Here is a 22893-nt window from a genome sequence, read left to right on the forward strand (position 1 = left end):
CGGATGCTGAAGTCTTATCGGATATCATTCATATCCGCATGCTTCGTCTGGGCCTGTTGGCGCTGCAGCAATTGGTCATCCACCGATCCGAGCGGCCGCAATTGCAACGGCGCCGGCGAGCCTGCATGCTGTTCGTCGCTGAACCCGGTCTCCCGCAGCACCGTCAACAGTTCGCGCATGTGCGCCAGCGCGGCGCGTCCTCGTGCACCTATCGCGGTGAACAGTGCGGCGATCTGCATGCCATCAGGTGCCGGCGAACTGTTGAGCGCGGCGATTCCTTCAGCAGTCTGCGCGATCACCGACTCCAATGTGGCCAATACCTCGGCCTGCATGGCGGCGCCTATGCGCTCCCGTTCCAGATTCGCGGCCAACACCTTCTGACGTTCCTGCTCCGCGCGCAACGCTTCCTCGCGCTGCTGCAGCACCAGCGCGTTCGCACCCCTCGACCGCACCCAGCGGGCGGATGCGATGCAGGCGAACCCAGCGAGCATCACCATCCCGCCAGGAGCCAATCCGCCGAACACAATGGTCCAGATTTCGGACGAATACCGGTCGGGCATGACCATTTGCGCCAACACGCGCACCGTACTGGTGCCGCTGCGCCCTGCCATCAGTTTGATGCCGTACAGCCAGGAATCGGCCACGAGTGCAACGCTCACCCAACGCCATGCCTGCTCCCGCCCGTACAGTACAGCGGAATACACGGATACCAAGGCGAACACGTTCACCGCCAAAGCGGCATTCGACATGATGGATGGCGGCAACAGCAGCTGCATGCCTGACAGAAGAGCTACCACGAGAGCGCTGGTCTCGGGGAAACGCCGGCGGAACGCCAGCGGTGCCAGCAGCACGATGGTCAGCAGTGTCGCCAGAGTGTGTTCGGCCGGGTCCCATATGCCATCGTTGGCCAGCACCTGCAGATCGTAATATGTGGATGAATGGAACAGCACTACCAGAATCACGGTGCCGAGGATGTCCATCAGCAGATAATGCCGCTGCGTCCAACGTGCCAACCTGCCGATCCAATTGAGGTCGGAGACATCGCCCTGGTCGAACGAGCGGGAGCGCAATGACGCGGCTGTCCGCTTCAGCCATTGGATGAAGCGCCGTGACCATCGAGGCAGACGGCTGTCGATGTCTCGATCAAGGGAATCTGATGCCGTGTGCCGGGTATCGGTGCCGGCAAGACGATCCGATCCATCCGCACGGGCAGGAGAGCCTGAGCCGATGGGGGAATCCTCTCCGTTGGAGGAGTCCGTGCCGATGATTCCGGTCTGCAATGGGACAACGGCGTTCAGCGCGAAGCCGCCGTTCGGCCGTGGTCCTGCGGTGACATTGCCGCCCAACGCCTCGATGCGTTCGCGCATCCCCATGAGCCCGTAGCCCGGTGCATGTCCGTCCTCGGTCGCTTGAGCGCCGCGTCCATCATCGGTGATGGCGATGGTGACATCGGTCGGGGTCCATGACTCATCGATGCGGACATGGGCGCCTGCGCCGGCGTATTTGCGGGCATTGGTCAGTCCTTCCTGCACCACGCGGAACAACGCTTCGCCTGCGTGATCGGGGAGCCGTTCCTCCTGCACCGTGCCGGAGACGGTTCGTGACACGTGCATTGAAGCATTGAATGACTTATTGAGCAGTATCGGGATATCCGCGTATCCTTGCGGCGTTTCGGCGGTGCCGAATACGTCGAACAGCCGTCGCATATCATGCTGGGCACGTGTCGCCTCGCTCCGGATGGTCGCCATGGTGGTCCTGGCGACGGTGATGTCGTTCGCACCGGCATATCGACCGCCGTCAGCCTGAACGATGATCGTGGACAGGGTGTGCGCCACCACGTCATGCATGTCGCGTGCGATGCGCGCCCGCTCGGCCAGCGCGGCGATACGGGCCTCCTCGGCCTTTCGGGCCTCAAGGGCCTCGTTCCGCTGCCTCATGGCGTCAAGCGTGGTCCGGCGAGCCCGCTGCCAGAACGCCATGATGATCACGCTGACCATGCATACGCCGATCGCCGCGGCTCCGGTGCCGCCTTCGATGGCGACAGCGGCACCGCAGCCATATCTCATGGACTGCGCTGTGGAATCGTAGCCTGGACACGCCGGAAGAAACAGTGCGTGAGGCAGCCAGCTCTCCCAATCGACCTTAAGCGACCATGGAGCGGCGGGGAACATAGGCCCCAGCATGAACGCCACACCCCACACCAGGCCGGCGAATACGGTCGTCGCGCAAGCGGCCGTCACGAACCGTATCGTATGTGCTGCCTTGCCGTACAGCAGCACCGAATACAGCATGATGGGGGCGAAGAAGTCGCTGAAGACTATTGCCGGACCGAAAACCAGGTGCGCGAAGGTCAACGCCACATACATCCAGGCGGCATATTCCGGCCAGACACGGCGTAGAATAAGCGGCACCGCCGCAGGAAGGCTCCACAGCACGGTGATCGCCGTCGTGGAATTGAACAGCAGGCCGGGGCCGGAATCTATGCTGGTTGCCATCAGCGTGATCAAAGACATCAGGCCCACAGCCAGCATGACGTCGTATACGAGTGTGTGGCCGGTCGCCCGGCCCAATCCCGGCAAGGCGTCCCACCATCTGCGCAAGCGTGTGAACCATTCCATAATCCGCAAGCGTAACGCGTCCGAAAGCCTGCCGATATCAGCCATCGGACTGATTTGTGGGCTAGAGTCGTGAGCTATGACATTGCTTTGCAAATACTATGTGCCAGGTCTCGCCATGGAGGACCATTCCATTGATGTGCCGTTGGATTGGGCGGGGAAGACTCCCGGCGAATCCTTCGACGGCGAGACGATCAAACTGTTCTACCGTGTGGTCACCACACCCGAGCATGTGCATGACGATCTGCCGCTGCTGATCTTCCTGCAGGGCGGCCCGGGAGGTGCCGGTCCTCGTCTGAACAGCCCGGCCTCTGACGGCTGGATCGAGGAGGCCACCAAGCATTTCCGCGTAATCCTGCCCGACCAGCGCGGCACCGGGCGTTCCTCGCGCGTCGATACCCATGCCATGGCGCGCATCGCCGCCGCATATGAGGGTGATGCGGCCGGTACGGCCCGCGCCCAGGCCGATTTCCTCAAGAAGTTCCTCGCCGACTCGATCGTGCGTGACTTCGAACACCTTCGCCTGACCGAATTCGACGGACGCAAATGGGTCACCATGGGGCAAAGCTATGGCGGATTCCTGACCTTGACCTATCTCTCCCTGTTCCCGGCTGGAGTGATCGCCAGCTTCACGACCGGGGGCATCCCTCATGTTCCGGCAGACGCCACTGAGGTCTACGAGCACACGTTCCCGCGCATGGCCCGCAAGACGGCACAGTTCTACGAGCGCTATCCTCAGGACAGGGAGCGTGTGGAGACGTTGGCGGACAAACTGCCGACTGTGGCGGACGTCACCGAATTCACCAACACATTGCATGATTCGGTACTCGGCTCGATGGCCGAAACCGATATCGATCACCGGCTTGGACTGATCGCAGGCATGGCCGCCCACGGCTTCCCACTGCTACCCAACGGCGACCCGCTGACCGTGGAACGGCTGCAGTGCCTGGGCTCCGATTTCGGCATGAAGCCCAGCTTCGAACGGGTGCATTGGATTCTTGACGATGTCTTCCTGACCAGCGATGGCTCCTCATGCGCCGACGCCGACCTTTCCGACGAATTCCTCGCCAAGGTGATGAACGCCACCGCATCACGTCCGCTGTACTGGCCGTTGCAGGAGTTCATCTACGCCAACGGTGAGATGGACGAGCCCATCCGCTGGGCCGCGCAGCGCGTGCGCGACCGTCACCCTGAGTTCGGCACCGAGACCCGGCCGCTGAACTTCACCGGCGAAGCGATGTTCCCATGGATGTTCGAACAGGAGTCCACATTGCGCCCATTCAAACCGGCCATGGACGTACTGATGGAGGACACGCGGTTCGGCGTCATCTACGACGAGGATCAGCTGGCGCGCAACGAGGTGCCGTTGCAGGCTGCCGTCTACTTCGACGACATGTACGTCGATTCCGGCATGCAGCTCGACACCTTGAGCCGTGTGGGCAACAGCCATTACTGGACCACCAACGAGTTCGAACACGATGGTCTGCACGGCTCCGTGGTATTCAAGCATCTATGGGACGAGGCCCTGAACAGGGGCGATCTCGAGGAACTGTTCTGACCTCTCAGCAAGGTTTTCAGTTGGCTTCAATGTGATGACTCCCGTTCATGCGAGGGGAGTCGGGAGCGGAACGAAAGGAATCTTCATGACGAATAATCTCACCATCGGTTTCATCGGATACGGCAACATGGCACAGGCCATCGCCCAAGGCATGGTGGACGCCGGTGTGGTGCGCGGCCATCAGATCGTGGCCTGCGCCGCCCATTACGACAAGCTCGAGAAGAATGCGGCGAAGCTCGGCGTCCGTCCGCTGCACAGCGCCGTCGAAGTGGCCGTGGCCGCCGATGTGGTGGTCATCGCCATCAAGCCCTACCAGATCGAATCGGTCGTCAAACCGTTGTCCCGTGAACTTGGCAAGCCAGGCAAGCTCGTCGTATCCATCGCCGCCGGCTGGGACCTGAGGAAATATCAGGATCTGTTCGCCGCCGAAGACGGCGACTCCGCGGACTCTCCGGACATCCACCTCCAGTGCACTATTCCGAATACGCCGATGGCAGTGGGCAAGGGCGTGCTGGTCACCGAATCGGCGAATACGCTGACCGATGCCGAAACCGAGACCTTCGAGCAGCTGTTCGGCCCGATCAGCCTCATCGAGCGAGTCGACTCCGCACATATGAACATCGCCATGGTGGTCGCCGGCTGCGCGCCCGCCTTCACCGACATGTACATCGAGGCCCTGGCAGATGCCGGTGTGCAGTACGGACTGCAGCGTGCCACCGCCTACCGCCTGGCCGCCAAGATGGTCGAGGGCGTGGGTGCACTGTATATGGCCACGGGGACGCATCCAGGTGCCATGAAGGACGCCGTCTGCTCGCCTGGGGGTACCACCATCCGCGGTGTCGCCCAATTGGAGAAGGACGGCTTCCGCGGTTCCGTCATCGACGCGGTCGACGCCATCGTCGGCTGAACGGGTACCATCACAGCTAAGCTAGGGAACCATGTCTCTTACTATCGGAATCGTCGGACTGCCGAACGTCGGCAAGTCCACCATGTTCAATGCCCTGACCCGCAACAATGTGCTCGCTGAGAACTACCCGTTCGCCACCATCGAGCCGAACACCGGCATCGTGCCGTTGCCGGACAAGCGTCTGCCCGTGCTCGCCAAGCTGGTCAACACCGAGAAGATCGTGCCCGCCACGGTGACCTTCGTGGATATCGCCGGCATCGTCAAGGGCGCATCCGAGGGCGAGGGCCTGGGCAACAAGTTCCTGGCCAACATCCGTGAGGCCGACGCGATCTGCGAGGTCGTGCGCGCCTTCGTGGACGATGACATCGTGCACGTCAATGGCAAGGTCGACCCGGCCGACGACATCGACACCATCAACACCGAGCTGATTCTCGCCGACCTGCAGACCATCGAGAACGCGCTGCCGAAGCTCGAGAAGGATCTGCGCGGCAAGAAGATCGAGCCGGCATACATGGACGCTGTCAAGAAGGCCAAGGAGATCCTCGAGGCCGGCGAGACGCTGGACAAGGCCGTGCGCGAGGGCCGCTTCGACAAGGACTCCGTCTACGACCTGCATCTGATGACCGCCAAGCCATTCATCTACGTGTTCAACGTGGATGATGACGAGCTGCAGAACAAGGAGCTGCAGGCCAAGCTCGCCGCGTCCGTGGCGCCCGCACCGGCCGTGTTCCTCAACGCGCAGTTCGAGGCCGACCTCACCGAGCTCGATGAGGCGGACGCCCGCGAGATGCTGGCGGATGCCGGTTTGAGCGAGTCCGGCCTCGACCAGCTGGCTCGCGTGGGCTTCGACATCCTCGGACTGCAGACCTTCCTGACCGCGGGAGTCAAGGAGGTGCGCGCCTGGCAGATCCACAAGGGTTGGACTGCCCCGCAGGCAGCCGGCGTGATCCACACCGACTTCGAGAAGGGCTTCATCAAGGCCGACATCGTCTCCTATGACGATTTCGTGGCCGCCGAAGGCTCCATGGTCAAGATCAAGGAGGAGGGCAAGCTCCGTCAGGAGGGCCGCGACTACGTGATGCAGGACGGCGACATCGTCGAGTTCAAGTTCAACGTGTCGAAATAGGGGGTGACGCCCCTGCAAAACGGCGGAATTCCAACGTTTTCCGAGGTCTCGGGGCTTGGAATTCCGCCGTTTTTCGATTATTGGAAAATGGCCGATTATGGCCCGTATCTGGCCGTTTGTGGCCAGGATAGAGTGCCAATAGAGTGCCGATGGCGTGTACCTCACTTCCTTCATTTCGGAAACCCCGGAGGCGTGGTTCCAGCCCGACCTGTCTGATACCGTAGTCCCGAATCGTCAGGATACGTCACGTGTTATCAGGGAATGGGATTGTGAAAAAGAGCCTACTGTCCATTGCGGCGGGAGCCTTCGTGCTTGGTGCCGCGGAATTCGTCATGATGGGCATTCTGCCTGAAACAGCTGCGGCCATGCATGTCTCCATTCCGACCGCAGGGCATTTCATCTCCGCTTACGCTATCGGCGTGTGCATCGGCGTCACCATGCTTGTTTTCGGCCGCAAGAGCAGTCCGAAGCATCTGGTGATCCTATTCATGGTCCTCGCCCTGATCGGCAATGCGATGAGTGCTTTGGCTCCGAACGCCACCGTCCTTGTCATCGCGCGATTCATCGCCGGCCTGCCTCACGGCGCTTTCTTCGGCACCGGCACCGTCATCGCCAAGGCGCTTGCCGACAAGGGGAAGGAAGGCAAAGCGGTGTCCGTAATGGTCACCGGCCAGACCATCGCGAATATGTTCGGCGTTCCCGCCGGTACGTTGCTTGCCGAATATCTTGATTGGCGTCTGGCCTTCTCCATTCTGGCCATCGGTGCCGGATTGACCATAGTGCTTACGCTGGCATGGATGCCCCTTATCGCCGCCGTGCCCGATGCCGGGCTTGCCGGACAATTCCGTTTTCTCGCCAAACCCGGTCCCTGGCTGGTGCTTGGCGCCGTATTCGTCGGTAATTCCGGTGTGTTCTGCTGGTGGAGCTACGTCTCTCCGTGGCTTCAGAAAACCGGCGGATACGAATCGCGGTTTGTACCGCTGCTCATGATGCTTGCCGGTTTTGGCATGGTGGTCGGCGGGCTCGCCGGCGGACATTTGGCTGATCGATGGCTTCATTCGGTGACTGCCGCAGTGGGACAGTCGATTTCCGCCGCGGGCTTGCTGATGGTGTTCCTTGTTCCAGGCAATCTTGCGACATGCGCCTTGCTTACCTTCTGGATTGCGTTTGGCTTGTTCTTCATCAACGGTCCGCAGATGCTGCTCATGGCCGATGCCGGAAAGGGAGGCGGCGAGCTCATCGGCGGTGCCGCGGTGCAGATCGGATTCAACGGAGGCAATGCCGTCGGCTCGTTGGTAGGAGGCATGGCGTTGAACGCATCGGGCATGGATTATCACATTACTGGACTTGCCGGCCTGCCATTCACTGTGGCCGCGGTGCTGCTGCTGATCGCGTTCGCTGTGCGTTTCGAGAGCAAGGAGACGCTTCGAGTCGATGCATGACTCGCCAGTAGGTGCGGAATCAGGCCGGCTCGGTCGGGAACCACACTCGGATACCGTGTGGTGTTACGAGCGGCCGTTGCATAAGACACCGTGAATATGCTGGGGATGGCGGTTTTGAAGCAATTGTCAGGTGACACTGTTTCCGGATCCATATCCCAGTTCGAACTGACATAATCGGTCCTGACCGCATAGGTCGGATAATGAATACGGCCAAAGTCAAAGCAACGGACGAATCGAGTATGAATATGGATAGTATCGACTGGACGAACATCGACCTCAGCAATCTGGACTTGTCTGCGTTGGATCGGTTGGCGCTCTGGTACGGGCAGCTTCCAGGCGCAGTGCAGACCCTGCTGACAGTGGTGGTCGGGGTGATTGTGGCCGCGGTGGTGTTCAGGATCGTAGTCAGCATCATCAAAGGCGTATTGGTCTCCATCGTCGTCGCCGTGCTGGCGTTCCTGCTGACGACGGTGCCGGGCAATATGCTGCTCAACCAGGCCTATGACCGTGTCGAGCAGCAGATCTCCACGAGCCTCAATCAGTGACTGAACCTGTGGTGACGCCGATGACTTGCGATGATCATTGAACGGGGCATGTGCCTGATATGACGCCGGCAGTGGCATAATCGGGCGTATGCGTATTGTGATTCAACGGGTCAGCCACGCCAGCGTGGACGTCGTCAACGAACTGGGTACAATCGACCCCACATTCGAGCCGCAGCAGATCGGCCCGGGATACATGATCCTGGTTGGCGTCTCCGATGCCGACGGAGACGCCGAAATCGCCTGGCTCGCCCACAAGGTGCTCAACCTGCGTGTCTTCGAGGACGAACAAGGCAAAATGAACCGTTCCCTCCAGGACATCGGCGGAGAAATCCTGTCGATCTCACAATTCACCTTGTATGGTGACGTGCATAAGGGCAATCGGCCGAGTTTCGTCAAGGCCGGCAAGCCGGAACATGCGGACCTTGTATGGATCAAATTCAACGAGGCGTTGCGTTCCGGGGGAGTGTCGGTCAGGGAAGGCCGTTTCGGCGCGCATATGCGCGTGGGGCTGGTCAACGATGGTCCGGTGACCATCGTGGTCGATACCGATACTGACATGCCGCACAAACGCGAAAGCCGGTAGAGCGCAACAATGCGCGATAAGGCGAGAACACCGACGAACAACGAGCCGGCCGATACCGCGTAATCGCAGTATCGGCCGGCTCGTTGTCTTCAGCGGTCATCCAGTCTTCGGGAGTGCGCCATATGCCGCATCAATTGGGTGTCCCAATAGCAATCGATGGACATCGCCGAATGTCTCCCTCAGCGTTCGGTTCTCGCTAGGTCCTCAATCAGTCGTAGATCGGGGTGCGGCGCTCCCGGGTGATATGGCGATGCTTGACGATGCGCTTGCCTCCCACGCCCGGCTTGCCGTCCGGCCCCCACGGGCCACGCGCTTCGGCCTTGAGCTGGGTCAGATGGTGCTTCATCGCCAGCAGCATGATGTGCGTGTCCTCAAGGCCCAGATGGCGTTCTGCGTCATCTTCGCGCAACGCGCCTTGCCGCTTGGCATAGGCGTCGAGCGTGTTGTCTCCGTCCGGATGTCCTTCGCACGGAATCGAACCCTCATCCCACAGGCGGCTCATCGGTAGTGTGTCGATGATGGTCACATGGCCGTTACGGTAGGCCTCGGCATAGCCTGCAACGTTCAGCATGAAGAAACTGTGTTCGAAGGTGGCCATGTGCGCCACGAATGGCTGCGAGGTCAGGCGCTTCAACAGGTCTGCTTGGGCTTCGGGGTCCTCGTCGAACAACGGGTATTCGTCACCCACGCGTGTGCTGACATCGATGCCGGTGAGCTGGATGATGAACGGGTTGCCATGCCGTGCGGCCTCGGGGGTCACGCCGAACGAGAAGCGATGCTGGTCATAGGCGTCGCCGCCCTGATAGTAATCCTTGTCATACGTGTAATCGACAGGCGCGTCGGCCGGGCGCGGGGACTTCATATTCATGTATTCAAAGCCCACGTCGATGATGTACGTGCGGTACGGTTCGGTGCCGTTCGTCTCCAGATCGATGCCCATGACCTTGTCCACGTCGCGGCCCGGCAGGAATACGGCACGCCAATATTCCTTCTCCTCAGCCGACTGTCGTGCGGCGACATGCTCGGCGGCTGCGTGGCGGAAACGAGCGAAGCGGGGCTCCGAGACGGCGGTCTCGGCGGCTGCGATCTGACCGACGTCGGGAACCGCTGGATTGTCGTCGTTGATGACCGGCTGCGCCTCGACGAGATAATCCGGGCTGCCGGCATCGGAACTGGAGTCGGCGGGCGCGGACTCATCCGGACCGGCTTCCACCGATCCATATTTCACCTCATCGGCGTCGAACAGGGCCATCTGGCGATGATGGCGAGCGGCGTCACGGGCCGCGCGATCCGCCTTGCGCTGCTCGGCGCGTGCGTTGACGATCTCGGCGGTGCGATCCTGGATGTCGTCCACGACCACGCCATCCTTGGCCGCCGTCAGTACCGGAACGGTCACGCGTTCGCGTTCCTCGTCAGCCACGGTCCACAGACCTTCGACGACGCCACGGTCGCGCAGCAGTACGATCTGGTCGTTCAGACGCCGATTGGCGTACGCCAGCGCGCGCGGCAGCTCGTAGGTCTTGATATGACGGCTGAAGTCGCGCATGAACACCATGCTCATCTTCGCGAGAATCGCTTCAAGCCTGTCGCGGATCTCGAGATCCGCCTTCAGCATATCGTGCACATTCGAACCGGCTCCCGGTTCCAAATCCTCAGGCTCGGCCACGCCGATGCCATGTTCCAGATCGAGCGAACGCACCCAATCCCAATCGATATCCTTGTTATCTGCATCCTTCAACATGATGTATGACCACTGGCTGATGCTCTCCTTGGCGGAGCTGAGCCACGAACGGTCGATATGTGAGTTATTCCCCATGGTTTCCTATCGTAGTGCGTTTCCGTTTCGACGTCGGTCATCATGGTTGGTGCGCAATCAAGATGAGGCTGAACGCCAAGTGAATTCTTGGGTTCAGCTCGGAGAAGAACACTGTGCTTGCCCCGCGTTTCGGCTACGGTAATGGTCAATGTGTGTTGAGAAACGAGGGACAATCGTATGAGCATGCCGCTCGATTTGTATGTGATTCGGCATGGTGAGTCCGAAGCCAATGTCATCGTCCAGGCAGGTGATCGTGGCGACAACTCGCTGTATACGCAGGACAACGTCACTGTGCCTGACCGCTCCTGGCGACTGACCGCCATAGGACGTAAGCAGGCCGATTGCATCGGGCGCTGGATCGTTGCACAGCAGCAGCTGTTCGACCGTTACATGGTTTCGCCGTATGTGCGCACGCGTGAGACCGCCGCCACCATGGCCCTTCCGAAGGCCAAGTGGGAGGAGAACCGGGTGATTCGCGAACGCTCCTGGGGTGAGATCAACACCATCACCAAGGACGAGTTCAAAACCAATTACGCCCGCAATTGGATGTTCAAGAACACCGATCCGCTGTATTGGCGTCCGCCGGCGGGTGAGTCCATCGCCGATGTGGCCGAGGACCGCGTGCACAATGTGCTCAATTCCCTGAGCCGCAAATCCGATGCGGAGTCGGTGGTCATGGTCACGCACGGCGATTTCATGCTGGCGCTGATGCTCACCATCGAGGACCTCTCCGATGAGGAGTTCCTGCGTCGCGCCGACTCGGATGATTGGAAGATCACCAACTGCACATGCCTGCATTACACGCGACGCGACCCGGAGACCGGCCGCACCTCCAAGCGCGTGCGCTGGGAGCAGACCGCCCGCCCTGTACTGGATGAGGAATCCGGCCGTTGGGAGGTCAAGGTGGAGCCCTGGCGCGAATTCAAGCGTCCGTATCTTTCGAACGGCGATTTGGTGGACGTGGTGCGCTCCGTGGACCCGCATCTGCTCGAATACTACGGCAAGTGACATCTTTTCACGGCCGCCGGTCTCCTCGGCCGCCGGTAGATGTTGACGGTCAGGCCCGGAAACGTGCGTACAAGCTGTATGTTCGCGTCTCAACGTGGACGGCGCGCACATACAGCCTGTTGGCATGGCCGAAAAGACTGTATGTTCGCGCGAGGTTCGTCGGAACGCGAACATACGGTCTGTTTCCACTGGGGAGAGGGCAGGCGGCCCGTGGCCGGCGGACCAGAGTGCGACGAAACGTGTGGGAGTCGTGAACAGGTTACAATGGCTCACGATGCGCGGATGACGGTTGTGTTGTCGCCGCGAGGGAGAACCAAAGGAGTTCATGTATGAAAAATCTGTTCACTTGGTCGCTGCATGGCGACGGCAAGACGCTCCAGCCCGGCGAGGTCGTTGAACCCGACGAACGCCTGACTTGGGTGCGTACTGCAGGCATCGGCGCCCAGCACGTCATTGCCATGTTCGGTGCCACCTTCCTGGTGCCTATCCTCACAGGCTTCGACCCGTCCACCACGCTGTTCTTCACAGCCATGTCCACGGCGTTGTTCCTGCTGATCAACAGGAACGTGCTGCCCAGCTACCTTGGCTCCTCATTCGGATTCATCGCTCCGATCACGGCTGTCACCACCGCCAATAAGGGCATCGCCGTGGCCAGTTTCGGCATCATGGTCACCGGCATCCTGCTGGCGTTGGTGGGTGTGCTGGTGCATTACGCCGGCGCCAAGTGGATCGACATCATCATGCCTCCGGTGGTCAACGGCGCGATCGTGGCCATCATCGGCTTCAACTTGGCACCATCCGTCTGGTCGAACTTCCAGAAGGCGCCGGATACCGCTGTTGTGACCTTGCTCGCCGTATTGCTGGTGGCGGTGTTGTTCAAGGGGCTGCTGGGCCGACTCAATATCCTCGTCGGCGTGCTCATCGGCTACGTGTACGCCTGCTTCCGCGGTCAGGTGGATTTCTCGGCCATTGCCGACGCCGGATGGATCGGATTCCCCAAGTTCCACTTGCCGCAGGCTGATTTCTCCATCCTGCCGATGTTCATCCCGGTGGTGCTCGTGCTGGTGGCTGAAAACGTGGGCCACGTCAAATCCGTGGCGCAGATGACCGGCCGTGATTACGACAATCAGATCGGCACCGCTTTGATGGCGGACGGCCTCGGCACCACGCTCGCCGGTTTCGGCGGCGGCTCCGGCACCACCACCTACGGTGAAAACATCGGTGTGATGGCGGCCACCAAGGTGTACTCCACTGCGGCGTATTGGTGCGCGGCCGCCTTCGCACTGATCCTGTCCCTGTGCCCGAAGTTCGGTGCCGTGATCAACACGATCCCGGCCGGCGTGCTTGGCGGCGTGACGACGTTGCTCTACGGCATGATCGGCATGATCGGCATCCGCATCTGGGTGGAGAACAAGGTCAACTTCGACAAGCCGGTCAATATCATGGTGGCCGCCATCACGATGATCATCGCCATCGGACAGTTCGCCTTCACCGTCTCCGGCATCTCGTTCAATGGCATCGCCATCGGCACCATCGTGATCCTGGTGGCATACCATGGCCTCAAGGCCATTGGCAAGGCCACCGGAACCATCGACAAGGATGATCCGGACATCCTATAGCCGCAGTCGGCCACTGTGCAGCGGGGGTTTGCCTCACAGGAGGCAGACCCCCGCTGTCTGTAAAGTAGAGGCCTTGGGCTAGGCTCGCATGGTTTGCATATTTTACGCGCTACACCAATGCGTACCTATCCATGAAAGGCCACTGTGCCCTATAACGATTTTGATGATGATGCCGATTCTGCCATGAACGGCAATGATGATGCTCGTCCGATTCCGTTCGGAGAGCTCGGCGTACCTGGGCCGATCGTCCGTGAACTCGCCTCGGAAGGCAAGAAGACGGCGTTCCCCATCCAGGCGGATACGCTTCCCGATTCCCTTGACGGTCGGGATATCCTCGGCCGTGGCCGTACCGGTTCCGGCAAGACTCTCGCATTCTCCATTCCTCTGGTGTCCCGTCTGGGCGATTATGACTCCCTTGGGGAAATCGCCATGGAGGAGTTCCGCCGTGAGATCAGACGACGCAAGCAGGAGCGCCTGGAGGAACGGCGTTCCGATGACTTCCTTCCGCATCCGCGTGGTCTGGTGCTGGCTCCCACCCGTGAACTGGCCAATCAGATCAACGACGTGATCGCGCCCCTTGCCCAGATTTATGGCATGGGCACCACCACCGTCTATGGCGGTGTGAAGTACGCCCGGCAGATTCGCGATCTGCGCCAGGGTGCGGATATTGTGGTCGCATGCCCCGGACGGCTTGAGGATCTGCTTCGGCAGAAGGCGTTGACGTTGTCCGGCGTGGAAGTCGTGGTCATCGACGAGGCCGATGAAATGGCGGATATGGGCTTCCTTCCGCCGGTCAAACGACTGCTGGAGCAGGTGCGTCCCGACGCCCAGCACATGCTGTTCTCCGCCACGCTTGATCACGGCGTGGACGAGGTGGTCAACGAGTTCCTCAAGGATCCGAAGGTGCATAGCGTGGATGACGCCACAACCGAACCGGATCTCATGACCCATCATGTGTTCGAGACCACCCGTGCCGACAAACCCGAGCTCGTGCGCACGCTTGCATCCGGTACGGGCCAGCGCATCCTGTTCACCCGCACCAAGTTCCAGACCCAGAAGCTGGCGAAGAGCCTTACCCAGAAAGGCATACCCGCAGCGCAGCTGCACGGCAACCTGAGCCAGAACCAGCGCGACCGCAACCTTGCCGCATTCGAATCCGGCGATGTGCATGTCATGGTGGCCACGGATGTTGCCGCCCGAGGCATCGATGTGTCCGGCGTGGAGCTGGTGGTGCAGGTCGAGCCGCCCGAGGATCCGAAGGCCTTCCTGCATCGCTCCGGGCGTACCGCACGAGCCGGTCGCGCCGGTGACGTCGTGACTCTGGTATTACCGGAACAGCGCCGCAAGACCCGTCGTATGCTGCGCGAGGCCGGCATAGGCGTGAAGCCGCAGGAGGTCACCCACGATTCTCCGGAAGTGATGGAGCTGGTGGGGGAGCCCGCCGAGGTGGTCATGGGCTGGGATCTGGACAAGTCGCAGCCGGCAGGCGGGCGTCGCCGCAATCAAGGCCGTAAGGAATCGCCTCGCATCAGCAAAGAGGAGCGTGAGGCTCGGGCACGCGAGCTCGAGCAGGCGCGCAATGCCGCCAAGAAGGAGCGTAGACGCCGTCGCGCCGCCGAACGGATGGCCAATGTCGCTCCCGGTGAGTTCGCGCAGACGAATGGCCGGTCCTTGTCTCAGGAGTATCACCGCTCGCAGCGTGATGACTACGAATCGCGGGATTCCAAGGAGTCACAGGGCTTCAACGTGAAGCAAGACAGCAGATCGTTCCGCTCCGGCAACCATGCCGGCGGCCATGATGTGAATCCTCGTCGGATGAACCGGGCCGAACGGCGGGCCGGCATGAGCAATCCGGAAGCCGAGCGTCGCGATTATCTGTTCGAACATCCGCAGGAGCGTCCCACTGGCCGGAACGAATCCTCGAATCGTCGCGCAGCGACAAAGAGCAGGACGGGTCGGGGCGAGCACCGTCAATACGGGGATGAACGCCGTCAGAGCAGGAACCGTCGTGAGGCGGACCGGTTCGATTCACGACATGGCGGTGTAGGCGGCAAGCGCATTCATCGCAAGGATGAGAACCGCATCATCACCGACGAGCGCGGTGAGGCGGCGAAGCGTCATGATCGTCGCATGATGGCCAAATACGGTAACGCAGACGGTCCGCGTCGTCGTCATTCCAAGCAGAACAGGTCGAAACGCGCACCCTTCCGATTGGGCGGCACCCGTTCCGGCCGTCGTTGACGAGCGGAACGCATGGCATGAACGGCTGTGGGCGTCTCCTCAAGGGGGTGCCCACAGCCGTTCATGCCATGCTATCGGTCAGCGTTATTCGCTCCGATAACGGTACAGCGTCGTCCCGTCGGCATCGACGATGGTGAACGCCGGAGCACCTTCCACGTCGAGGGAGACGGTCAATGACCGTGTACCGTCGGCGCTGGCCGACCGGTAAGTGAAGCGCTTGTTCTCCAAAGCCAATGCTTCGGTGCGCGCATCCAGCAGCCACGGGTTTCGCCTGCGCAGTGCGATGAGTGACTGATGCAGCCGGTAGATCGGCTCGCCGAGCCGTGACAGTTGGTCGGGGGAGTCGGGGAATTTCGGACGGATGTCGTCATCACCGCCAAGACGTTGTTCCTTGACACCCACATATCCTTGTTCGTCTCCGTAGTAGATGCTCGGCACACCGCCGACCGTCATCAGCACGGCCAAGGCCAGTGCCGCCTTGTGCGGGCCGATCTGTGAGGCGATGCGTGTCACATCATGATTGCCGATGAACGTCTGCGGCACGAATGAGTCCAGGAACGCGTTGTGGCGCTTGAGATTCCAGTCGAGCTCGAAGAAATTGTCCGTTTCGAGCGCGTGCTGGATGGACTTCCAAAGCTCATACTGCGTCACGGAATCCATTGAGGAGTCCTTGACGATTCGTGGATAATCGCCATGAATCACTTCACCGAAGATCCATGCATACGGATGCGCGGCCCTGACCTGCGGCAGTGTCCCCGCCCAGAAGGCGGGCGGCACCGCGTATGCCGCATCAAGACGCCATCCGGCAGCGCCGCGGTCAAGCCAATGGTTCATCACCTGCGCCACATACGCCACCGTTTCCGGCGCATCGTGATCCAGCTCAACCAGATTCCCGTGTCCCTCGAACACATCCAAGACGGGTTCTCCGTCTGCGCCCGTATGGGTGCGAACCACGCCATGCCATGCATCATCCTGTGCTCGGAGACGTCCACGGGCCTCATCCAGAGCGGCTTGCACCGCCGGATGTGTGCGCGCCACGTGATTGAATACACCGTCCAGAATCAGCTGCAATCCCATATCGCGGCATGCTTCGGCCAACCGGTCGAAGGATGCGTTGCCGCCCAATCGCACATCCACATTCATATGGTCAAGCGTGTCATAGCCATGCGAAGCCGATTCGAATATCGGTCCGAGCAGCAGTCCGGAAACCCCCAGATCTCGGACGTAGCCCAGCCAGGGGAGCAGTGCATCAAGTCCTCGGCCATGGAATTCGCGCGGCCCTGACGGCCGGATGTCCGCACCGCAGAATCCCAGCGGATACACCTGCCAGAACACGCCATAGCGCACCCAATCCGGCAGCGTGCGTCCCTCATCAGTACTGATCGTCATCATCGCCTCCCATCGACGCTGTGTCCATTCTCGCATATCGGCCGTAAGTCGGTCGGGCGGGATGCCGAATCCCTTATGACGCCACGGTTCCTGTTACGTAGTCGGTCATCGATGCTCGTTGATCCATCGGATCGCCAGCTGTGTGCGGTTCGTCAGTCCCAGTTTGTCCAGTATGGCGCTGATGCGGTTGCGTACCGTCCCCTCGCTCAGATACAGCGTGGCGGCGATGTCCCGGTTGTCCAGTCCCTTGGCGACCAGCGCCGCGATATCTCGTTCGCGCTCGTTCAGCGCATCGTCAAGTGCGCCTTCGTCCCCGGATGGTGAATCCGCTGCGTATGGCGCGTGGACGCCGCCGGTGAGCTTTCCGAGCACATCCGATCCCATCACCACCTGCCCGGCCATGACGGCTTCGATCGCCGGTTTCACCGCGGACACATCCTGTTTGATGAGGTAGCCTTTGGCGCCGAGTCCCATGGCCTGGGCGATATAGTCCCGATCCGCGAATGTGGTGAGGAACAGGATACGGGCGGCGGGGTCCCTCGCCAGGATCCGCCGCGCGGCGGTGATGCCATCCGTCACTGGCATCTGGATGTCGATGAGCAGCACGTCCGGCCTGCTGGAGGGAGCCTTGAAGTATCCGGCCAGCGCGGCATCCCCGTCGTTGGCGGTCCACAGCACCTCGGCGGTGCCGGTGGCGGTGAGGATCGTCTGCAATGATTGGCAGACGATCGGGTCGTCGTCCACGATTGCGATGGTTGTCATGATTGCCCCGATTCCACATGTGTCCCTGATTGCCATGGGCCTTTCGGTATGGATACGAACACCCGCCAGCCGGTGCCATACGGGCCGCATAGGGAGGTCCCTCCCAAGGACCGGACCCGTGAGTCGATATCCGCCAGCCCCATGCCGCGATACGTTTCGGCATCATGCCGTGTCGCCATGACAGGGTCGGAGAAAGGAGCTGGGGCCTCGCCCGGCTTCGCGGGCCCGGGATCCTGCACGACCAGCTGCCATAACGCCGGCATGTCGCGCAGCGTCACGGTCGCCTCGCACGCCTCGCTGTGATGTACCACGTTGGCCAGCGCCTCGCGGATCACCGTGGCGAAGCAGCGTGTCACCGGAGCGGGGGCAGACTCGATGCCATTGACCAAGCCGACCGTGAATCCGGGGCTGATGCCGTCGAACGACCGGACCGCTGCACTGATCTGCGCAGCGAAATCGGTGCCGTCGTCCTCCAGGTCGTGCACTGATCTGCGAACCATCGTCATGGCCTCGTCCAAGGTTTCGGACAATGCCGTGAACCCTTGGGCCGATGCTTTCTCGCCCATCGCCTCGGCCACCGTGCGGCTTGCCTGTGTCTGCATGATCGCACGGGTGAGCAGATGTCCTACGTTGTCGTGTATCTCGCGTGCGATGCGCGTGCGTTCCCCAAGCGTGGCCATACGCACCGACTGGGCGCGTTCCTCTTCGATCTCCGCAAGACGCCGACGGTTCGCGCGCAAGGATTCGCGCGCATGATCCCGCAAATGCCTGATTCGGCGTGACGCATCCTCGGCGCGTCGGGAGTCGGAGCCTAGGGCGAAACCGGCGCATGTCACCAGTGCGAGGAACGCCGAAGCTGCGATTGTACTCGCTGAACCCGTGCTGGCGTCCGCCGCTACACAAACCAGCGGAACGACCCACGTCCATCGGACAAACGGCATCAGACGATGCGCCAAATCCTGTCTGATGCCGTCTGATCGGTTTCGTCCGGAATCGCCTGAATTGAACAAAACCGTCGGCATCACGGTCCGTCCGGCATCATAGGCGGCAAGCGGCAGGAATGAGCGCCATAGAGGAAGGAAGATGCAGGCCAGCGTGAACAACCCCATCGGCAGCCATTTCCATCGGCTTGCGGCAAGCCATTCGGTGATGCTGGTGATGCAGATTGCGGCAAGCATAGCGACGACCAGCATGGCGTCGGCATGCGGATGAAAGTTCAGAGCGAGCAGCATGCCCAATGCCGCCATCAATCCTTTCTCCGCCAATATCCGCATGAGACCTCCGCAGTAGATGCCGTAACTGCACTCAAGCCTACCCGCAACGGCCGCGTTCGTTGATGGACAGGATCGTCGTGCGTCGTGCATGCTGCATGCGTTGCAAGGCACTTGCGGCAAGACATGACAAATGTCATTGCGCGGGGCATGAATCGTGACGTTTGTGGATGGCGTCGACGGTCCGCGCTTGGGATGATGAAGACAACCCGAGAAGGGGATGATTCCAGGAAAGGAGCGGACATGGCGGACGACAGCGCAAACCTCACGGACTCTGTCCCGGCGGCATCGGCGCACTGCGGCGAGGAGACCGCATCTCAGGCCGTGCGGATCGCGGCCATACCGGACGAAGGCACGCCAGCTGCGAACGTGAACGATACCCCGGCCGTCAGCGTCTCGAAACTCGTCAAACACTATGGCGACATGGTGGCGCTCGACTATTTCGACCTCGACGTGCACCAAGGCGAGATCTTCGGTCTGCTCGGCCCGAACGGTTCCGGCAAGACCACGGCGATCAACTGCATCCTTGCGCTGCTCACTTACGATTCGGGCACCATACGCGTCTTTGGCCAGCCGATGACGCCGACCTCATACGACCTCAAACGACGCATCGGCATTGTGCCGCAGAATGTGGCCGTGTTCAACGAGCTGACGGTGGAGGAGAACATCGACTACTTCTGCTCCCTGTATGTGCCGAGGAAAGCCGAACGAGCGCCGCTGGTCGAGGAGGCGGTCGCGTTCGCCGGGCTGCAGGACTTCCGCAGGTTCCGTCCAGGCAAGCTCTCGGGAGGTCTGCTGCGGCGTCTCAACATCGCCTGCGGCATCGCGCACAAGCCCGACCTCATCTTCTTCGACGAGCCGACCGTGGCCGTGGACCCGCAGAGCCGCAACGCGATCCTCGAAGGCATCCAGCGACTCAACAGTGACGGTGCCACCGTAGTGTACACCAGCCACTACATGGAGGAGGTCGAGCGGATCTGCGACCGCATCCTCATCATGGACCACGGCAGGCATCTGGCGCTCGGCACCGCGGACGAACTGAAGGACATGATCGACACCGGCGAACGCATCACCATCGGAACGCTTGACCTCACCGAGGAGACGCTGGCGGCAGTACGCGCGCTTGGCTTCGTCATCGAAGCGGCCTACAACGGGCATGAACTGGACGTGCGATGCCGTCGTGGCGAGCATAACCTCATCGACCTGCTCGGCGTGCTTCGCGCCGCCGGCACGAACGTCGGCCACCTGACCAGCCAGCCGCCCACCCTGAACGACGTGTTCCTCGAACTGACAGGCAAGGCACTGAGGGACTAGGAGGATGCCATGTGGTCCACATTCGTCATGACATTGAAGACGAACCTGCGCGACAGGTCTGCGCTGTTCTGGCTCATCGTCTTCCCGCTTGTGCTTTCCACCCTGTTCGCCGGCATGTTCGGCAATCTCGCGGATAGCTATGAGATCAAGCCGATCGCGATGGCCGTGGTGGAGGATGCGAACTGGAAAGACGCATCCGTAGCGTCCTCGTTCGTCGATGCGCTCTCCGGCAAGACCCGCACGTCCGATGAATCCGAGACGCCAGGTGCTCACGCCGATCCGGGCATCCATCTCATAGACGCCACCGCCGTTGACTCCCTGACCCAGGCGCGCGCCGCGCTCGCAGACGGCACGGCAGACGGATACCTGACCGTGGACTCAGAAGGCGGACTGCGGTTGACGCTGGCTTCCACGGTGGCCGGCAGCGCGAAGGACGCCATGTCGTCCGGTTCATCGAAAGCCGTCGCCATCGCCGCACTCGGCAACGCCATCGGACTGTACAATCGGACCGACGCCGTCACCCGTGATCTCATCGCCGACAATCCGCAGGCGGCTGTGAGCCGCTCGTTCTGGACGTCCTTGGGCGACACCGCAGGCATGACCCGCGAGATCCAGTTGACGAACTTCAAGCCGGACGCAATGGCCCGATACTTCTACGCCTTGCTCGGCATGGCCTGCCTGATGGCCATGGGGTATTCGATCACCGCGGTGACCACGGCCCAGGCGAACCTGTCCGCATTGGGGCTGCGACGCACGGTCGCGCCATTGGGCCGTGGCCGGCAGCTCATGGCCGGATTCCTGGCCAGTTGGCTGTGCGCCGCGACGAGCCTGCTCATCGCCCTGTCCTACATCCGGTATGTCTGCGGCATCGCCCTCGGCGGGCGTGAGCCCGCAGCCGTCATCGCGGTCATCACGGCCTCGTTCATGGCCTGTGCGTTCGGCACGATGATAGGAGCGATCCCCGGGCTCACGCACAGCGTGAAAATGGGACTTACCAGTGCGATCCCATGCGCCCTGTCCCTGTTCTCCGGACTGTATGGCGCATTCGCGATGAGCCTGAGCGAATTGATTACTCGCGACGCGCCAGTGCTTGCACTCATCAACCCCGCCCAGCAGGTGACCAACCTGTTCTACGACATCCTCTATTTCGACAGCTACCGCCCGTTCCTCACCACCTGCGGCATCCTGCTCGCCATGAGCGCCGTCTTCCTCATCGCGGGCGTCATCATGCTCAAGGAGCAACGCTATGAACACCTGTAAGGCCACGATTCGCGTACTGATCGCGCACCGACTCTACATCATCATCTATCTGGTGCTTATCGGCATCATGATGTTCACCATCAGCGCCTTTCAACTGAAATCCGGCACGGAGGCCGGCGACACCTTCGTCCCGGACAAGCCTTCGGTCGCCGTCGTGGACCGCGACGCCGACCGAGGGTATATCGCAGGCTCGTTGCGCGCCTATCTGACACCTGACCATGAACTGGTCGATGTCGAAGACCAGCCGGAGACATTGCAGCGTGCCGTCGCGTCGAACTGGGTCGATCTCATCGTCATCATCCCGCAAGGCTACGCGGACGACATGCTTGCCTCGGTGAAATCCGGTGAAGACACGCCTGCCGTCGAAACGGTGACTAGCTACAGGTCCGGCGCCGGTTCAATGGCCTCCATGAGCGTCAGTGGGTTCCTCTCCATGCTGCGCACGACGCTGATCGGAGGGAATGTGACGGTGGATGCCGCCGACTGGGCCACGCTGTATGGCGCATATGCAGGATCGTCCGATTCCGGCAACGGACAGGCGACGACGTCAAACGGGTCGCTGGACATGCTGCCTGAAGGACGGATTGCTGACCTCGGCCTGAATGATGTATCCGAAGCTGCGGAACGGGTCGAAGCCGTCTCCCGTGACAAGGCCGCAAACCATGCGATTGCAGTCGATCACAGCGACGCCCCCGCCATGCAGCCCGACGCTGCGACAGAGGCCGCCAAAGGTCTCGGCGTCACGATGAAAACCATGCTGTACCCGCTGTTCGTCGCCATGACCGTATGCACGGCGCTGGTATTGGGCGTGTTCAATGCGGGTGAGACCAGACGCCGGCTCTTCGCATCCCCGCAACGCTCCTCGCTGATGGGCGTCGAACGCATGGCCACCATGTGCATGTTCGCGCTGATCGTGGTCGTCATCTACCTTCTGGCCACAGTGGGGCTGATGGCCGGAGCTGGTCTCGACCCGACCCGGATCGATCCCGCCGGGGCGGCGATGACGCTCCTGGCGGCCTGCATCTATGCACTGATGACCGTGGCCTGCGGCTTCCTGCTCGGCGAATGCGGAGGGACCGGCGAGACCATGGCCAACGGGTTCGCCAACGTATTCGGCCTGCTCATCCTGTTCACCTCCGGCGTTGCCTTCCCGCTCGACATGATGCCCGCACCGATGCTCGCCATCGGCCGTATGCTGCCCGGATGGTGGTATTGCGCGGCGATTGACGACGCGCTCGGCATCGGCACCGCTGCGGACAGTGGCGTGAGCGTGACGGGATGGGCTTCTTCGATTGGCATTGTGGCGCTGTTTGCAGTGACATTCGTCTGCATCGGGCTTGCCATCGGCCGTTGGCGGCGCACACGGCCCGTCCCGGTGGGGACGAGCACCACGCAACTCGCCTAGATGAAGCCTTCGCCTCGTCAGTCTTACCGGAG

17 protein-coding genes are annotated in these 22893 nt (G+C 61.4%); 12 read left to right on the top strand and 5 right to left on the bottom strand.

The features are described 5' to 3' along the window. Window positions 1-14: 14 nt before the first annotated feature. Window positions 15-2618 (bottom strand): histidine kinase, encoded by a 2604-nt coding sequence (locus BW14_RS03105; RefSeq protein WP_044088403.1) that lies wholly within the window; start codon window positions 2616-2618, stop codon window positions 15-17. 76 nt (window positions 2619-2694) lie between these two features. On the opposite strand from BW14_RS03105, the gene BW14_RS03110 reads away from it, so the two are divergent. The 6 genes from BW14_RS03110 to dtd all read left to right on the top strand — a co-directional run bounded on the left by BW14_RS03110 (window position 2695) and on the right by dtd (window position 8776). Beyond that, on the top strand, window positions 2695-4173 hold the full coding sequence (locus BW14_RS03110) for an alpha/beta fold hydrolase (protein WP_044088402.1): 1479 nt from the start codon (window positions 2695-2697) through the stop codon (window positions 4171-4173). Between the two features lie 85 nt (window positions 4174-4258). Next, on the top strand, window positions 4259-5080 hold the full coding sequence (gene proC, locus BW14_RS03115; protein ID WP_044088399.1) for a pyrroline-5-carboxylate reductase: 822 nt from the start codon (window positions 4259-4261) through the stop codon (window positions 5078-5080). A 31-nt stretch (window positions 5081-5111) separates the two neighbouring features. Beyond that, window positions 5112-6206, top strand: a complete 1095-nt coding sequence (ychF, locus tag BW14_RS03120; RefSeq protein ID WP_140462897.1) for a redox-regulated ATPase YchF — start codon at window positions 5112-5114, stop codon at window positions 6204-6206. A gap of 269 nt (window positions 6207-6475) precedes the next feature. Beyond that, window positions 6476-7648 carry an MFS transporter gene (locus tag BW14_RS03125; RefSeq protein ID WP_044088396.1) on the top strand — a complete coding sequence of 391 codons (1173 nt, stop codon included), beginning with the start codon at window positions 6476-6478 and terminating at the stop codon, window positions 7646-7648. Between the two features lie 239 nt (window positions 7649-7887). Further along, entirely contained in the window at window positions 7888-8193 is a 306-nt protein-coding gene (locus BW14_RS03130; protein WP_052382011.1) for a hypothetical protein, read from the top strand. Window positions 8194-8281: 88 nt separating this feature from the next. Continuing rightward, window positions 8282-8776: a D-aminoacyl-tRNA deacylase gene (gene dtd, locus BW14_RS03135; protein ID WP_044088395.1), complete on the top strand. Its 495-nt coding sequence runs from the start codon at window positions 8282-8284 to the stop codon at window positions 8774-8776. A gap of 208 nt (window positions 8777-8984) precedes the next feature. Here the strand turns inward: dtd and BW14_RS03140 are convergent, their stop codons facing one another. Next, on the bottom strand, window positions 8985-10592 hold the full coding sequence (locus tag BW14_RS03140; protein ID WP_044088394.1) for a hypothetical protein: 1608 nt from the start codon (window positions 10590-10592) through the stop codon (window positions 8985-8987). Window positions 10593-10769: 177 nt separating this feature from the next. Here BW14_RS03140 and BW14_RS03145 point away from each other — a divergent pair, with 177 nt between their 5' ends. The 3 genes from BW14_RS03145 to BW14_RS03155 all read left to right on the top strand — a co-directional run bounded on the left by BW14_RS03145 (window position 10770) and on the right by BW14_RS03155 (window position 15460). Beyond that, window positions 10770-11600 (top strand): histidine phosphatase family protein, encoded by an 831-nt coding sequence (locus BW14_RS03145; protein ID WP_044088393.1) that lies wholly within the window; start codon window positions 10770-10772, stop codon window positions 11598-11600. Between the two features lie 329 nt (window positions 11601-11929). Next, window positions 11930-13219 carry a uracil-xanthine permease family protein gene (locus tag BW14_RS03150; protein WP_044088392.1) on the top strand — a complete coding sequence of 430 codons (1290 nt, stop codon included), beginning with the start codon at window positions 11930-11932 and terminating at the stop codon, window positions 13217-13219. 144 nt (window positions 13220-13363) lie between these two features. After that, entirely contained in the window at window positions 13364-15460 is a 2097-nt protein-coding gene (locus BW14_RS03155) for a DEAD/DEAH box helicase (protein WP_044088391.1), read from the top strand. An 84-nt stretch (window positions 15461-15544) separates the two neighbouring features. Here BW14_RS03155 and BW14_RS03160 read toward each other — a convergent pair whose 3' ends face one another. From BW14_RS03160 to BW14_RS03170, 3 genes are all read right to left on the bottom strand, one after another. After that, a complete protein-coding gene (locus BW14_RS03160; RefSeq protein WP_044088483.1) occupies window positions 15545-16849 on the bottom strand; it encodes an alpha-amylase family protein in 1305 nt (434 codons plus the stop codon). A gap of 105 nt (window positions 16850-16954) precedes the next feature. After that, window positions 16955-17611: a response regulator transcription factor gene (locus tag BW14_RS03165; protein ID WP_044088390.1), complete on the bottom strand. Its 657-nt coding sequence runs from the start codon at window positions 17609-17611 to the stop codon at window positions 16955-16957. Next, window positions 17608-18885: a sensor histidine kinase gene (locus BW14_RS03170; RefSeq protein WP_044088389.1), complete on the bottom strand. Its 1278-nt coding sequence runs from the start codon at window positions 18883-18885 to the stop codon at window positions 17608-17610. The genes BW14_RS03165 and BW14_RS03170 overlap by 4 nt, the downstream gene beginning before the upstream one ends. A gap of 240 nt (window positions 18886-19125) precedes the next feature. On the opposite strand from BW14_RS03170, the gene BW14_RS03175 reads away from it, so the two are divergent. From BW14_RS03175 to BW14_RS03185, 3 genes are read left to right on the top strand one after another with little or no spacing between them, the layout of a single operon-like run. After that, entirely contained in the window at window positions 19126-20196 is a 1071-nt protein-coding gene (locus BW14_RS03175) for an ABC transporter ATP-binding protein (RefSeq protein WP_081886527.1), read from the top strand. Between the two features lie 9 nt (window positions 20197-20205). Then, complete coding sequence (locus BW14_RS03180; RefSeq protein ID WP_044088387.1) at window positions 20206-21456, top strand: ABC transporter permease; 1251 nt, start codon at window positions 20206-20208, stop codon at window positions 21454-21456. After that, window positions 21443-22861 carry an ABC transporter permease gene (locus BW14_RS03185; RefSeq protein WP_044088386.1) on the top strand — a complete coding sequence of 473 codons (1419 nt, stop codon included), beginning with the start codon at window positions 21443-21445 and terminating at the stop codon, window positions 22859-22861. Before BW14_RS03180 ends, BW14_RS03185 begins: the two co-directional genes overlap by 14 nt. Window positions 22862-22893: the final 32 nt, after the last annotated feature.

The sequence above is a fragment of the Bifidobacterium sp. UTBIF-68 genome, assembly GCF_006408855.1.
Lineage (GTDB): Bacteria > Actinomycetota > Actinomycetes > Actinomycetales > Bifidobacteriaceae > Bifidobacterium > Bifidobacterium reuteri.